The following is a 14,552-nucleotide window of genomic DNA, read 5'->3' as shown; positions in this document are numbered from 1 at the left end:
GCGCCTAGTCCAGCAGGCCGGGCATGGGGTTGATGGTAATCTTTTCCTCCTCCAGGTCTATCTCCATCACCACCTCCCCGATCATGGGGATGAGGCATTCCCGCTCTCCCCTCACCACCAGGACGTCGTTGGCGCCCGTCTCCATCACCTCGACCACCTCCCCCAGGAAGCGGCCCTGCGTGGTGAAGACACGCAGCGAGAGCAGGTCGTGTTCCCAGTAGGCCCCCTCCGGCGCCTCCCCCATCTGCTGCGGGGTTATCATGAGGTGCCTTCCCGCCAGGGCCTTCGCCTCCTCCCGCGTCTCCACCCCGTCGAAGCGGGCGAGCAGCGCCCCCGTCGTCCTCTTCGTCTCCCGCAGGACGAGCTTACGCCCTTCCTCTCCCTCCAGGATGAAGGAATTGCCGGAGGCGAAGCGCCGCGGATTGCTGGAGAGCACCTCCACTTTCACCCAACCCAGTATGCCGTAGGGCTTGAGGACCCTTCCGGCTATCACCAGGTCGCTTTCCCCGCCACCACGAGGCATGGCCTTCAGTCGATGATCTCCACGATGGCGTTGCGGCCCTCCCTGGTCGCGGAGGCCTTGATGAGGGTGCGCATGGCCTGGGCGATGCGCCCGTTCTTGCCGATCACCTTGCCCACGTCGGAGGGGTCCACGCGCAGCTGCAGGATGACCGACCTCTCGCCCTCCACGGAGGTCACCTCCACGCCGTCCGGGTTATCCACCAGGGCTTTCGCCAGGTATTCAAGCAGTTCCTTCATGGCCGACCCCCGCTTGCCTCCATCATTGCTTTCCACTTTTTTCCTCCTGGAACCTCTGCCAGACGCCCTTGATCTCCATGAGCCTGCGCACCTGGTCCGTGGGCTGCGCCCCCTTGCGCAGCCAGTCCAGGACCTTCTCCTCGTCCAGCTCGATCAGGGACGGCTCGCAGCGCGGGTCGTAACGCCCCAGGGTCTCGATGAACTTGCCGTCCCGCGGGCTGCGGGCGTCCGCAGCCACCACGCGGTAATAGGGCTTTTTCTTCCCCCCCATCCTCCGCAACCTGATCTTCACCAAGTAACATGCACTCCTTTCCTTGCTCCCGTCCCGCTAATCGCGCGGATCCGCTACAACTGGAAGGGGAACATCTGTCCCATCTTTCTGGGGGACATCTTCCCGAATTGCTTTATCAGCTTCTGCATCTGCTGGAACTGCTGCAGGAGCCGGTTGACGTCCTGTGTGCTGGTGCCGCTGCCGCGGGCGATGCGCTGCTTGCGGCTTGCGCCTATGATCTGCGGCCTGCGCCGCTCCTCGGGTGTCATGGAGAGGATGATGGCCTCCGTCTTCTTGAACTGCTGCTCGTCCACCTGCAGGCCTCTCAGCTTGGCGGGGGAGAGGCCGGGGATCATGCCCAGGATCTGGTCCAGGGGGCCCATCTTCTTCAGTTGCCCCATCTGTTCCAGGAAGTCCTCCAGGGTGAACTGCTGCTTGCGCAGCTTCTTCTCCAGCTCCTGGGCCCTCTTCTCGTCGTAGGTCGCCTGGGCCTTCTCGATGAGGGTGAGCATGTCCCCCATGCCAAGGATGCGCGAGGCCATGCGGTCCGGGTAGAAGGGCTCCAGGTCCCCTATCTTCTCCCCCACGCTCGCGAACTTGATGGGCTTGCCCGTGACCGACTTGATGGAGAGGGCGGCGCCGCCCCGCGCGTCACCGTCCAGCTTGGTGAGGATGACGCCGTCGAACCCCACCTGCTCCGCGAAGGCCTGCGCCACGTTAACGGCGTCCTGGCCGGTCATGGCGTCCACGACCAGGAGGGTCTCGTGGGGCGGGTGTTTCCTTTTTACGCGCACCAGCTCCTGCATCATCCCCTCGTCGATGTGCAGGCGCCCGGCGGTGTCCACGATCACCGTGTCCAGGCCCTCCTTCTCCGCCTTGCGTATGCCGTGCTCCACGATGGTCTCGGGGTCGGCCCCGCGCTCGGCGTAGACCTCGATGCCCGCCTGTTGCCCCAGCTTCTCCAGCTGGTCGATGGCGGCGGGGCGGTAGACGTCGGCCGCCACCATGAGGGGGTGGCGCCCCTGGCCGCGCAGGTGATGGGCCAGCTTGGCGGCGGCGGTGGTCTTGCCCGAGCCCTGCAGGCCCACGAGCATGATCAGCGAGGGCGGCCTCCCGGCGAAGCTGATGCGCTCGTTCCTGCTGCCCAGGAGCTCGGTGAGCTCCTCGTTCACTATCTTTATCACCTGCTGGGCGGGCGTGAGGGAGCGCAGCACCTCCTGTCCCACCGCCCTCTCTCTCACCCTGCCTACGAAATCCTTCACCACCTTGAAGTTGACGTCGGCCTCAAGGAGGGCGAGGCGTATCTCGCGCATCACCTCGTCGACGTTCTTCTCGGTCAGTTTCCCGCGCCCCCGCAGGCGCTTGAAGATGTCCTGCAGGCGGTCGCTCAGGTTATCGAACATCCTCTTCCCTCCGCCGTCCCCGCCGGACGCCGTTTCGCGGGGCACGTTCCCGTCTTCTTGCCCGGGCGGTCAACGCCGCACCACTAAACTATTTAAACTATCCGAAAGGCCAGGTAATGTCAAAAGTCGTCCGTCCCCGTCTTCCCCGTCCCCTCAGGAGAAGAGGGCGGATGCGAACTCCTCCGGGTCGAAGGGGTGGAGGTCGTCCAGCTTCTCGCCCACGCCGATGAGCTTGATGGGGATACCCAGCTCGTGGGCGATGGCCACCACGATGCCACCCTTGGCGGTGCCGTCCAGCTTGGTGAGCACCACTCCCGTCACCTCCACCGCTTCCTTGAACTGGCGCGCCTGGATGAGCCCGTTCTGCCCGGTGGTGGCGTCGATGACCAGGAGGGTCTCGGTCACCGGGGCGTTGCGCTCCGCCACCCGCTTGATCTTCTTCAGCTCCTCCATGAGGTTGGCCTTGGTGTGCAGCCTGCCGGCGGTGTCGGCGATGACCACGTCCATGCCGCGGGCCAGGGCCGACTCCACCGCGTCGTGCACCACGGCGGCGGCGTCCGCCCCCTGCCGGTGTTTTACCGTGTGCACGCCCACGCGCTCCCCCCATGTCTCCAGCTGCTCGATGCCCGCCGCCCGGAAGGTGTCCCCCGCCGCCAGGAGCACCCGCTTCCCCTCGCCGCGCAGGAGGTGCGCCAGCTTGGCGATGGTGGTGGTCTTTCCCGTCCCGTTCACCCCCACCACCATGAAGACGCTGGGACCGGGGTCGGCGAAGCGCAGAGAACGTTCCCCCGTGTCGAGGGCCTCGGCCACCACCCTGCGGAAGGCCTCCATGAGCTCCTCCGGCTCCCTCAGCTTCTCCCGCGCCACCGCTTCCCTCACCCGCTCCACGAGGAGCATGGTCATCTCCATGCCCACGTCTGCCCCCACCAGGATGTCCTCTACCTCCTCCCAGAAGGCGTCGTCGAAACGGCGTGCCGCCATGGCCCTCGCCAGGGGCGTGACCAGCCCGCTGCGGCTGCGCGAAAGGCCCCTGCGCAGGCGGGAGAACCAACTCTCCCTTTCCTCCTCCTTCCCGGCTCCCTCTCTCCCTTCCCCCGTCTCATCCTCGCCCCGCACGGACACGGCGGCGGCCGTACCCTCCGATGCGGCCTCCTTTTCCCGTGCCGCCGCCTCCAACCCGTCCCACCGGCCCTCTCCGGAAGCAGGGGAAGGGGCCAGCCCTGCCGCGACGCCGCCAGGCGTCGCCTCCCCTCGCGCCATCTCCCACGCGCCCTCCACGCTACCGGGAGCGCAGCGGACCTCCTCTCCCTCGCCACGCCCCACGTCAGGGAGGTCGCCCAGCTCCCGGAGGGCTTCCAGTTTTTCCCTCTTGCGCGCCTCCCGGAGCTCCCTCAGCTCTTCCCTGCGGCGGGCCTTCTCCTCCCTCTCCCGCCTCTTTTTCTCCTCCCTGTCCCTCTTCCGTCTCTCCCTGTCGCTTTTCCTGTCCTCTCCCATCACCATCATCCTCGCTAACGCCGCCGGCGGGCCGCGCCTGCCGCTCCCCGGACACCGCCATTGAATATCATAGCGTAAATAGCGTGACCGCCGCCCGCGCGCCCTGCACCGCGCCCCGCGGCCGAAGCGGCCTGGAACGTCTACGCGGCATGTTTCCCGCGCGGATGACCGGAAGGGGCTCGTGTTGAGGTCAGGCGATGCCGGTGCGCTCCAGGCGCTCCGTTTCTTCCAGTTTCTGGCTGACAACGCGCGAGACGCCAGAGGCCTGCATGGAGACGCCGTAGATGACGTTGGCGATCTCCATGGTGCGCTTCTGGTGGGTGATGACTACGAGCTGCGAATCGCCCTTGAATTCGCGCAGCATGTTCAGGAAGCGGTGCAGGTTTACGTCGTCCAGGGCCGCCTCCACCTCGTCCAGGAAGTAGAAGGGGCTGGGGCGCGTCTTGAAGATCGCGAAGAGGAAGGCCAGGGAGATGAGGGCCGTCTCTCCTCCCGAGAGCAGGGTGAGCTTCTTCAGCCGCTTGCCGCGGGGTTGGGCCTCGATCTCCACCCCCGTGTGCAGGAGGTCCGTGGGGTCGCTGAGGCTCAACTCCGCCCTCCCCTGCGGGAAGAGCTTTTCGAAGAGTTCCTGGAAATGCATGTTCACTTCCTCGAAGGTCTCCTTGAATATGCGGATTATCTCCCGGTCGATCGCCCGTACGACCTTGAGGAGCGCGGCCTTGCTCTCGCGCAGGTCCTCCACCTGCTCCATGAGGAACGTGTGACGCTCTTTCAGCGCCTGGTATTCCTCCACCGCCCTGGGGTTCACCTGCCCCAGCGCTTCCCGGCGCCTTTCCAGCCTTTCCAGCCTGGAACGCATCTCCTCCATGCTCTCCGTCGGCATGTACTCGCTGAACGCCGTCTCCAGCGGGACCTTGAACTCCTCCAGCAGGCGCTGCACGAGCATGTCCACTCGCATCTTGAGCTGCGTGGAGGCCAGGTCGCCGTGATGCACCATCTCGCGCAGTTCGGACTCGCGCTCCTCCAGCTCTTCCAGCCTCTCCTGGAGGGCGGCGATCTCCGCCTCCGCCTCCGAGAGCCTCGACCTGGTCGCCTCCTCGCGCTCCTTCATGCGCCTCGTCAACCTCCCGTGCACCTCCGAGAGGTCGGCCACGAGGGTGAGCAGCCTTTCCTGTACGCTCGCGACCTGCGCGATCTTCTCCTTCCCCGGCACCGCGGGTCCCTTCGCCTCCTCCTCGAGTTCCGCTATCCTGCGCTCCAGGTGGAACCGCCGTTCGCGCAGGGAGGCCTCGTGCGCCTTCAGCTCCTGCAGGCGCTCCGCCATCTCCCTCTCGCGGCCGCGCAGTTCCTCCACCCTGGTTTCCGCTTCCCCGAGGGGCGCCTCGGCGCACCGCATGGTCTGCCGGCGTTCCTCCTCCTCTTCCCGCAGGCCCTGCAGCCTCTCCTCGTGTTCCGCCCGCCTCCCCGCGATATCGTCCATTCTCTCCGCAAGGCGCGCGAGCTCCTTCCCCTTCTCCTCTATCCGCTGCCTCAGTCCTCGCAGCGCCGTCTCCCCCTCCCGTATCTCTCCCTCGAGACCGCGCCTCTCGTCCGCCACGCGCTCCAGCTCGGCGCGCAGGCGCGAAACGGCTCCGGAAGCCTCCACGCGCCGCGCCTCCAGGTCGTTCGCCTCCCCCTCGCAGAGCGCGAGCTTTTCGCGCAGCCGCTCCATCTCCCGCCGCCTGGCGACCACGTGGAAGGGGCTGCGGGGGCGCGCCCCTCCCTTCACCGCGCGCCGCGGCGCTATGACGTCGCCGTCCGCGGTCACGAAGGTGAGCCTGGGGAACAGCTCCGCCTTGCTCTCCGCCTCTCTCAGGCCGGAGCAGAGCACCACGTCCCCCAGCAGGGACACGACGGCGGGCCGTATCTCCGGTGAGCACTCCACCACCTGGAGGGCGGAAACGCCGCCCACCGCCTCCGCCACGCCTGCCGCCTCCTGCATGGAAGAAGTTTCCAGTTCGCGCAGGGGCAGGAAAATGGCGAAGCCCTCGCCCTCCCTTTTCAGCGCGCGCACCGCGGCCATGGCGTCGCCGAGCCTCTCCACGATGACGGAGAAGAGCCACGGCCCCAGGTAGGACTCGATCGCCTTCTCCCATTTCTCCTCTATCCTGATCTCGTGCAGCAGCAACCCCTTCACGCCCGGCAGCCCGCCGCTGTTCTCCAGTACGCGCCTCGCCGCGGCGGCGTAATCGATGTGGGAATCCTGCACCTCCTGGAGCGCCTGCAACCTGGCCGCCGCCAGCGCCTCCTCACGGAAGGACTCCGCCTCAAGCCGCGACAGGGAAGCGAGCTCTTCCTCGCGGCGGGCGAGCTCCTCGCGGACCGCGGCCAGCCTTTCCTCGCACTCCCGCCGCCGCTCTTCCACCCTGGCCAGCTCCTCCTCCATGCGGGCCGCCGTCTCCTCGAGGCCGGAGCGTTCCGCGGCGAGCCTCTCGCGCTCCGCCAGGGCGGTCCGTTCCTCGACCTCGAGGGACTCGCCGAGCTCCAGTTCCTTCGCCAGCCTTTCCGAGATCTGCGCGAGCCCTTCCCGTGCGCCCTGCAGGGATCGCCGCAGCTCATCCCTTGCCTCCCGGGCCCTTCCCAGTTCCTCCCTCAGGCGGCCGAGGCGCTCCCGCATGGATGCCTCCTCCCCGCGCATCCCTTCCATCTCCTGCAGCGCCTGCGCCAGCTCGGCCTCCAGGGCCGCCATCTTCTCCTCCGCCTCTTCCCTCCGCGAGCGCCACCTCTCCCGCAAGTCCGCCTCGCCCGAGAGCGCCGCGTAAAGCCTGAGCCTCTCGCGGCCCAGGCTGTCACAGGCGCGCAGCCTCTCCCCCAGGGAAAGCAGCCTCATGTCGCGTTCGCGGCAGGCGTCGAGCGCTTCGCGCAGGACCCTTACCTCCGCCTCGAGCGCGGCCCGTTTCTCCTTGTTCTCCTTTATCTCCGCGACCGCGGTTTCCAGCCTCTCCTGCAGGTTCCCTTCCTCCTGCCGACGCTCCTCCCACTGCCTCCTCACGTCCTCCATCTCGGCCACCAGCATGCGCAGGGACAGATCCCTTATCTCCGAGGCCAGCTGGTTGCTCTCGCGCGCCTGTTGCGCCTGCTTCTCCAGGGGACGCAACTGCTTGTTCACCTCGGAGATGATGTCCCTTACCCTCACCAGGTTGTGCTCCATGGCCTCCAGCTTGCGCAGGGCCTTCTCCTTGCGGCGCCTGTGCTTGCGCAAACCGGCCGCTTCCTCGATGAATACCCTGCGCTCCTCGGCGCCGCTGCGGAGGATGCTCTCCAGCCGGTTCTGGCTCACCACCGCCGTCAACTCCCGCCCCACGCCCAGGTCGGAGAGTATCTCCTGTATGTCCACGAGGCGGCATGGAGTGTTGTTGAGAAGGTACTCGCTCTCCCCGCTGCGAAAGATGCGGCGCGTCACCACCACCTCCGGGAACGCAAGCGGGATGCCTCCGCCGCTGTTGTCGAGGACCAGCGATACCTCCGCCATGTTGAGGGGCTGGCGGCTCGCGCTGCCGGAGAAGATGACGTCCTCCATCTTGCTCCCCCTCAGGTTGCGGGGGCTCTGTTCCCCGAGCACCCAGAGCACCGCGTCCGCGATGTTGCTCTTCCCGCTGCCGTTGGGACCGACGATAACCGCGATCCCGGGCTCGAACTCCAGGGTTATCCTATCGGCGAAGGATTTGAAGCCGCGCGCGCTCAATGATTTCAGGTACATGCTCGTCGGCTCTCCTTTCCTCCTATCCCGGTACGGTTTTAATATTTTTCTCTTTGCCCCCTGCTTTCCCCTTCATGCCAGGTCCGCTTCCATTCCGGCACCTTTTCGCCCATATTATAAGTACGTTCTCACCTGATGGGATATCCCTCCGCACCTGAAGAAACGGCGAGCAGCGAGCATATTCACGCGGCGCCGAGCGAGACCGTTACCCTGAGGCCCCGGGCCGGAAGAAGAACGGATTTCCAACCTGCAAAGGCCGGGAACGACCGGGTCGGTCGCAGCGAGCCTGCGAGCGAGACCGTTACCCTGCGGCCCGGCCGCCGGAAGAAGTACATATACCCACCCACCAAGGCCGGGTCCGGGGTCGGGCGAGGGACATCGCAAGCGGCCTCCGGACAAGGAAGGCATATGATAAACCCTTGCATGGATTGAGTACCCGCATGAAAAGGTGAAACCATCGCGAGGCCGCGCGTCGCGGAGCGAGCACGAGCCCCGGCCCGGCCTCCTTATACGCAACCACTAAGGCCGGGAACGACCGGGTCGGTCGCAGCGAGCCTGCGAGCGAGACCGTTACCCGGCGGCCCGGCCGCCGGAAGAAGTACATATACCCACCCACCAAGGCCGGGTCCGGGGGTTGGGCGAGGGACATCGCAAGCGGCCTCCGGACAAGGAAGGCATATGATAAACCCTTGCATGGATTGAGCACCTGCATTAAAGGGTGAAACCATCGCAAGGCCGCGCGTCGCGGAGCGAGCACGAGCCCCGGCCCGGCCGTCGGAAGGAGGACGTATTTCCACCCACCCAGCCCGGGGAACTACAGGGTCGGTCGCAGCGAGCCTGCGAGCGAGACCGTTACCCGGCGGCCCGGCCGCCGGAAGAAGTACATATACCCACCCACCAAGGCCGGGTCCGGGGTCGGGCGAGGGACATCGCAAGCGGCCTCCGGACAAGGAAGGCATATGATAAACCCTTGCATGGATTGAGCACCTGCATTAAAGGGTGAAACCATCGCGAGGCCGCGCGTCGCGGAGCGAGCACGAGCCCCGGCCCGGCCTCCTTATACGCAACCGACCCAGGCCGGGAACGACCGGGTCGGTCGCAGCGAGCCTGCGAGCGAGACCGTTACCCGGCGGCCCGGCCGCCGGAAGAAGGACGTATTTCCACCCACCCAGCCCGGGGAACTACAGGGTCGGTCGCAGCGAGTGCGCCTTTCCCAACGTTCCGGATTTATAAGAAAGGTACGCGGCGCCGAGCGAGACCGTTACCCTGAGGCCCCGGGCCGGAAGAAGGAAGGATACGCAACCGACCCAGGCCGGGAACGACCGGGTCGGTCGCAGCGAGCCTGCGAGCGAGACCGTTACCCGGCGGCCCGGCCGTCGGAAGGAGGAAAGACATACGCCCGCGCGGGTATCAATAGTAGAAGCCCACACCCACCGTACCCGGCCCGACGTGCGAGCCGATCACGGGTCCCGTTTCGTTCCAGCGGATGTCCTCGGGATCGCAGTCGAGAGCGGCCTTCACCTTGTCCATGAGCTCGAACATGCGTTCCTCGTCCTGCACATGGGTCAGACCGACCTTCACCCTGCGGCCGCCGGCCTTCTCCGCCGCGAGTTCCACCAGGCGATCCAGGGCCTTGTTCGCCCCACGCACCTTCTCCAGCGCGTCGATGGTCCCGTCTATGTAGAGGATGGGCTTGATGCGCAGCATGGAGCCCATGAACGCCTGCGCGCCACCGATCCTCCCGCCGCGGTGCAGGTATTCGAGGGTGGCCACCATGAAGAGGAGTGTGCTGTTCTTGATCTTCTCCTCCACCATCCCCATCAGCTCATCGAGCCCCATCCCCTCCTTTCTCCCCCGGACCAGCTCGTCGATGAACATGCTCAGCTGTATGCTGGTGAAGCGGGAGTCGACTATCCTGATGGGAAAATCACCCATCTCCATGGCGGCCGAACGCGCCGATTCGCAGGTGCCGCTGATGCCGGCGGAGATGTGTATGCTGATTAGGGCGTCGTACCTGTCCGCCATTTCCCGGTAGGCCTCCAGGAACTCGCCTGCGGAGGGCTGGGAGGTGGTGGGAAAGACCCCGGGCTCCCGCAGTCGCCGGTAGAACTCATCGTGGGTGATGTCTATGCCCTCGCGGTATGAGACGTCGTCCATGATGACCTTCAGGGGCACCACCTTTATGTCGTGCTCCCTGGCGTAATCCTCCCCGAGATACGCGGTGGAATCCGTGACTATACCGATGCCTGCCAACTTCATCCCCCCTTTTCTTACCGGCGTGAGTGGCGCGATGCCGACAGGCGCCCCTCATCCCACGCAGCAGCCTCGCAATGGATCATCTATCAATAACACCCGGGGGCCGTTTATGGCAACAGCCCTGACCGGGGCCCGCGGGGTCGTCACCCTTCCCTTATGCGGCGCAACGCCTCGCGGGCGGCGGACTGTTCCGCCTCCTTCTTGGAATTCCCCCTCCCCGTCCCCATTTTCCTGCCCGCCACGTACACGGTGGCGTAAAAGGTCTTGCAGTGATCGGGACCCTCCTCCCGCAGGCGGTACTTCGGCAGTATCCCCCGTTGCTTGACCGCCAGCTCCTGCAGGCGCGACTTGTAGTCGAAATCCAGTTCCCCCGCCACCGCCTGCTGCAGCCGCTCCCGGAAGAGGCGCATGATCAGGCGCCTGGCGGCTTCCAGGCCGCGGTCCAGGTAGACGGCTCCGATGAGCGCCTCCACGGCGTCGGCTATGATCGATGTCTTGTCGGCGCCCCCGTCCGCCCTCTCGTCCCGGCTGAGCATGACGTGTTCTCCCAGGCCGAGGTCGCGTGCGACCTCCGCCAGCAGGTTCATGTTCACCAGGGTAGACCTGACGCGCGTGAGTTCCCCCTCGTCAAGGTGTTCGTAATGGCGGTAGAGGTAGTCGGAGATCACCAGGTCAAGGACGGCGTCTCCCAGGAACTCCAGCCTCTCGTTGGTGTCGCCGGCGTCCAGCCCGGCTTCATGGGCGTAGGAACGATGGGTCATCGCCCTGCGCAGCAGCTCGCGGTCGCGGAAGACGACGCCGAGCTTATCCTCGACCGGCTCCGCCTTCCTCCTGCCCCGGAACCTCATCACTCCTCTCCTCTTTCGGCGGCCAGCAATCGCTCCGTCCTTTCAACCAGGCCCATCTCCACAGCCTCGGCCGCTGCGCGCAGGGAGTTCTTCACCGCGAGCGCGTCCGAGCTTCCGTGGGCTATTATGCATATCCCGCGCACGCCCAGCAGCGGCGCTCCACCGACGACCCGGTAATCCAGCTCCTCGCGCAGGCCCGCCAGGGCCGGGAGGACCGCTTTCATCTCCTCCTCGCTCAATGAAGAGAGGGAGGCGAGCAGCCTCCTCAATATCATCGACGCCACTCCTTCGATCACCTTGAGCGCCACGTTACCGGTGAAGCCGTCGGTCACCACCACGTCGGCAGCGTGAGCGGCCAGCTCCCTCCCCTCCAGGTTCCCGGCGAAGTCGATCCTCTCCTCCGCCGCAAGGAGGGCGTAGGCCTCGCGTGCCAGCTGGTTGCCCTTCCCCTCCTCTTCCCCGATGTTGAGGAGCGCCACGCGGGGTTTCTCCAGGCCGAAGCGCAGGGAAGCATAGGCGCTTCCCAGCAGGGCGAACTGGCGCAGGTGTTCCGGCCGGCAATCCGCGTTCGCTCCCGCGTCCAGGAGGAGGGTGGGCGCATCCAGCGGCGGGAGAACGACCGCGACCGCCGGCCTCTTGGCCCCCTTTATCCTGCCCCAGGTGAGCAGGGCCGCGGCCATGGCGGCTCCCGTGTTCCCGGCGGACACCATGGCATGCGCCCTTCCCTCCCGGACCGCCCGGGCCGCCGCAACAAGGGAGGAGCCCTCGCGGCGTCTCACCGCCAGGGCTCCCTCTTCCGCCATCCCTATGACCTCGGGCGCGTGGAGGACCGGGAGTTCGCCCCTGCCCGCCTCGCGCAGCAGGACCGACAGCCTCTCCTCGTCGCCCACGAGCAGAACACTTATACCCAGCTCATCGCGCGCATCCAGCGCACCGGCCACCATGGCCTCCGGCGCGCGGTCTCCTCCCATGGCATCCAGGGCCACGACGATCTCCGACCGCTCCATGCTATAGCCAGCTCCTCACGGGATCCCGCAGCTCAACGTGGGGTTTCGTCCGCGTAGTCGCGGCGTCATTCGCTTTCCAGGATCTCCCTGCCGTTGTAGGTTCCGCAGTTGGGGCAAGCTCGGTGGGGCAACTTGGGGGAATGGCATTGCGGACATTCCGCCTTGGGGAGGGGTCGCGCCACCCATTTCGCCCGCCTGGATGCGGTGCGCGAGCGAGATTTCCTCCGCTTGGGTACCGCCATGCTCACCTCCGTGATATGACCACGAGTTCTAATGTATCCGGCACAAACACCATCAGAGTATAAATACCGTGCATAACCCGGGTCAAGCAGAGTCCGCCAGGCGTGGCCGCCCCTCACTCCCCCTCATCCTCCAGCAGCGTGCGCAGCACCTCCAGTCGTGGGTCGATATCATCCCCGCGGCAGTCACAGGGACCCTGGTTCAACTCTTTCCCGCAACGGGGACACAATCCGCGGCAATCAAGTCTGCACAGGTGCTTTATCGGCATACTGAGCAGCACGGCGTCGTTGACCAGGATGTTGAGGTCCACGGTGTTCTCCTCGATGAGGTAAGCGTCCTCTTCCGGCACCTCGACCTCCCGCGGCAGCCTGCCGCCTTCCCCGGCGGCAGCCCCCAGGCCGGGACGCCTGTAGAACTCGTCGACGTCGATGTCCAGCTCCTGGCGGTACTCCTTCAGGCAGCGGGTACATTCCATGCCGACGGTGCCCCGCACCTTGCCCTTCACCCTTATGCCGTCCGGGCTGCTCTCCAGCCACAGGTCGAGGCTGAGGCCACCCAGCCCGCCGCGCTCGTACAACCCCTGCTCTCCCACCGCGATGTCCAGGTCGGCCCGGAACCTCTCCCGCGAGAAAAGCTTCTTCATGAGGCTGGAAACGGGCACCCTGAGCCTGCGCGAGGCAAGCGACTCGCTCATCAAGCATCTCCTCCCGCCTGCAGCGGTATCACTCTCAGGGGCGACAACCGCCCCAGGACAAGTGTTGCGGATGAGGGTGGGGGTTGGCAAGCGTGAATGCCATGGCGGGGTTGCATGTCCGGGTTCGTACGGTCACGGGGTGGATGGGCGGCCTGCCTGCTTGAGCGAAAACCGCCCCCTCTGCGCTGTCTCGCACGGCACTGGCGTCTCCGCGGCCCGCGGGAGGCGCGGCGTCACTCCAGGTCGAACTCCTCGCTCACCTCCTCCTGCTCCGGAGGCCCCTGGAGCCTCTCGCGCGCCCTCTTGATCACCTCCAGCAGCTTGTAACAGGTCACCTCGAGGTTGGCCAGGCGCTCGTCGGCGTAATCCTCAGCCTCCAGCCGTATCTCCCTCGCCTGTGCCTGCGCGTCTTCGATGATCTTCTCCGCCTCTGCCTTGGCCGCCTTGATGATCTCCGTTTCGTCTATGAGGCGCCTCCTCTCCTCCTGCGCCTCCTCCCGTATCCTCTCGGCCTCCTTGCGGGCCTCCTCCATGATCTCCTGCTTTTCCTTTACCATCCACCGTGCCTGCTTGAGTTCCTCCGGAAGAGAGCTGCGGAACTCGTCCAGCAGCTCGAATATCTCCGTTTCGTTGACCATCACCGAGGAGGAAAAGGGCACGTGCTTGCTGGATACTATGAGATCCTCTATGCGATCCAGTTGTTGAAAGACATCCATTTAGACCGCCCCTTTCTGCGAGCCGCCGAATTTCTTTCTGAACATCCTTATCAGCTCCCCCTCTATATTCTCCGGCACCAGGCCCTTCACGCAACCCCCGTAGCTCGCGACCTCCCTTACCGCGCTCGAGCTTATGAAGGTGTACATGGGGTTGGCCATGACGAAAAAGGTCTCGATATGCTCGTCCAGCGCCTGGTTTATCTGGGCCATCTGGAACTCGTACTCGAAATCGCTCAGCGCCCGCAGGCCCTTGATGATGGCCGTGGCTCCCACCTTGCGGGCGAAATCCACCAGCAGGGTGTCGAACGACTCAACCTCCACGTTTTCCAGGCCCTCCGTGGCCTTGCGCAGGAGATACACCCTCTCCTCCAGGTCGAAGAGGGGTTCCTTGGCGGGGTTGGCCGCCACGGCCACGATGAAGCGCTCGAAGAAGTGGCTTGCCCTCTTTATGACGTCCAGGTGTCCATTGGTTATGGGATCGAACGTTCCCGGGCATATCGCTACCGTCATTCCTCGCCTGCCCCCCTCTCCTCCCTTACAATATTTTCCTCCTGCATGTAAATATCGACCGCGGTCTCTCCGTATTTTCTTCTCTCCCGGAAACCCAATCCCGGAGGCGCCCCGGGGATCGAGCTCCGCAGCGGAGCCTCCATCACCAGCACTGCGCAGGGCCCCAGGAACCCGCCGTCGGCCAGTCTTTTCAGCATTTCTTCGCGGTAATTGACATCAATTTTATAGGGTGGGTCTATAAAAATCAAATCGAAGGCGCTCCCGGGTAAGCGGTTTTTACGCAGGTAATCGAGGACCTCGCACCGTACCACCGTTCCCCTGTCGCTCATGCCAAGCTTATCCAGATTTTCCTGAATAATACGTGCCGCCTCCCTTCCCCTGTCCACGAAGACCGCGTGCTGCGCTCCCCTGCTCAAGGCCTCGAGTCCGAGGGAACCGCTGCCGGCGAACAGGTCCAGCACCCGCGCGCCCGCCACGCGCTCCCCCAGCATGCCGAATACCGCCTCGCGCACGAAATCCCGCATGGGCCGCGTGTTCCTCCCGCGCGGAGCCCTGATGTGCCTTCCCTTCGCCTCTCCCGCGATGATCCTCATGCTGCCACTTTATACCATGACA

14 protein-coding genes are annotated in these 14,552 nt (G+C 65.5%); all 14 read right to left on the bottom strand.

Going from position 1 to position 14,552, the window contains the following annotated elements:
* Window positions 1-4 precede the first annotated feature (4 nt).
* Window positions 5-523, bottom strand: coding sequence for a 16S rRNA processing protein RimM (gene rimM / locus H5T73_02100; protein ID MBC7246558.1), 519 nt, complete (start codon window positions 521-523; stop codon window positions 5-7).
* A 5-nt stretch (window positions 524-528) separates the two neighbouring features.
* Window positions 529-759 carry a KH domain-containing protein gene (locus tag H5T73_02095; GenBank protein MBC7246557.1) on the bottom strand — a complete coding sequence of 77 codons (231 nt, stop codon included), beginning with the start codon at window positions 757-759 and terminating at the stop codon, window positions 529-531.
* Window positions 760-781: 22 nt separating this feature from the next.
* Window positions 782-1,030, bottom strand: coding sequence for a 30S ribosomal protein S16 (rpsP, locus tag H5T73_02090; protein MBC7246556.1), 249 nt, complete (start codon window positions 1,028-1,030; stop codon window positions 782-784).
* Window positions 1,031-1,104: 74 nt separating this feature from the next.
* On the bottom strand, window positions 1,105-2,433 hold the full coding sequence (gene ffh, locus H5T73_02085; GenBank protein ID MBC7246555.1) for a signal recognition particle protein: 1,329 nt from the start codon (window positions 2,431-2,433) through the stop codon (window positions 1,105-1,107).
* A 153-nt stretch (window positions 2,434-2,586) separates the two neighbouring features.
* Window positions 2,587-3,927: a signal recognition particle-docking protein FtsY gene (gene ftsY / locus H5T73_02080; GenBank protein ID MBC7246554.1), complete on the bottom strand. Its 1,341-nt coding sequence runs from the start codon at window positions 3,925-3,927 to the stop codon at window positions 2,587-2,589.
* A 190-nt stretch (window positions 3,928-4,117) separates the two neighbouring features.
* Window positions 4,118-7,666, bottom strand: coding sequence for a chromosome segregation protein SMC (gene smc, locus H5T73_02075; GenBank protein MBC7246553.1), 3,549 nt, complete (start codon window positions 7,664-7,666; stop codon window positions 4,118-4,120).
* A gap of 1,410 nt (window positions 7,667-9,076) precedes the next feature.
* Window positions 9,077-9,925 (bottom strand): DegV family protein, encoded by an 849-nt coding sequence (locus tag H5T73_02070; protein MBC7246552.1) that lies wholly within the window; start codon window positions 9,923-9,925, stop codon window positions 9,077-9,079.
* 140 nt (window positions 9,926-10,065) lie between these two features.
* A complete protein-coding gene (rnc, locus tag H5T73_02065) occupies window positions 10,066-10,770 on the bottom strand; it encodes a ribonuclease III (protein MBC7246551.1) in 705 nt (234 codons plus the stop codon).
* Complete coding sequence (gene plsX / locus H5T73_02060) at window positions 10,770-11,762, bottom strand: phosphate acyltransferase PlsX (protein MBC7246550.1); 993 nt, start codon at window positions 11,760-11,762, stop codon at window positions 10,770-10,772. The genes rnc and plsX overlap by 1 nt, the downstream gene beginning before the upstream one ends.
* Before the next feature lie 80 nt (window positions 11,763-11,842).
* A complete protein-coding gene (rpmF, locus tag H5T73_02055) occupies window positions 11,843-12,019 on the bottom strand; it encodes a 50S ribosomal protein L32 (protein MBC7246549.1) in 177 nt (58 codons plus the stop codon).
* Between the two features lie 113 nt (window positions 12,020-12,132).
* Window positions 12,133-12,711, bottom strand: coding sequence for a DUF177 domain-containing protein (locus tag H5T73_02050; GenBank protein MBC7246548.1), 579 nt, complete (start codon window positions 12,709-12,711; stop codon window positions 12,133-12,135).
* 233 nt (window positions 12,712-12,944) lie between these two features.
* Window positions 12,945-13,427: an ATPase gene (locus H5T73_02045; protein MBC7246547.1), complete on the bottom strand. Its 483-nt coding sequence runs from the start codon at window positions 13,425-13,427 to the stop codon at window positions 12,945-12,947.
* Window positions 13,428-13,937, bottom strand: coding sequence for a pantetheine-phosphate adenylyltransferase (gene coaD, locus H5T73_02040; protein MBC7246546.1), 510 nt, complete (start codon window positions 13,935-13,937; stop codon window positions 13,428-13,430). It abuts the gene before it with no gap.
* The gene (gene rsmD, locus H5T73_02035; protein ID MBC7246545.1) at window positions 13,934-14,530 is read right to left on the bottom strand and encodes a 16S rRNA (guanine(966)-N(2))-methyltransferase RsmD; all 597 of its coding nucleotides are present in this window, start codon (window positions 14,528-14,530) and stop codon (window positions 13,934-13,936) included. Before rsmD ends, coaD begins: the two co-directional genes overlap by 4 nt.
* Between the last annotated feature and the right edge of the window lie 22 nt (window positions 14,531-14,552).

The sequence above is a fragment of the Actinomycetota bacterium genome, from assembly GCA_014360655.1.
GTDB lineage: Bacteria > Actinomycetota > Geothermincolia > Geothermincolales > RBG-13-55-18 > JACIXC01.
The sequence above is the reverse complement of the archived record's forward strand: the minus strand, read 5'-3'. Positions and strand labels throughout refer to the sequence as shown.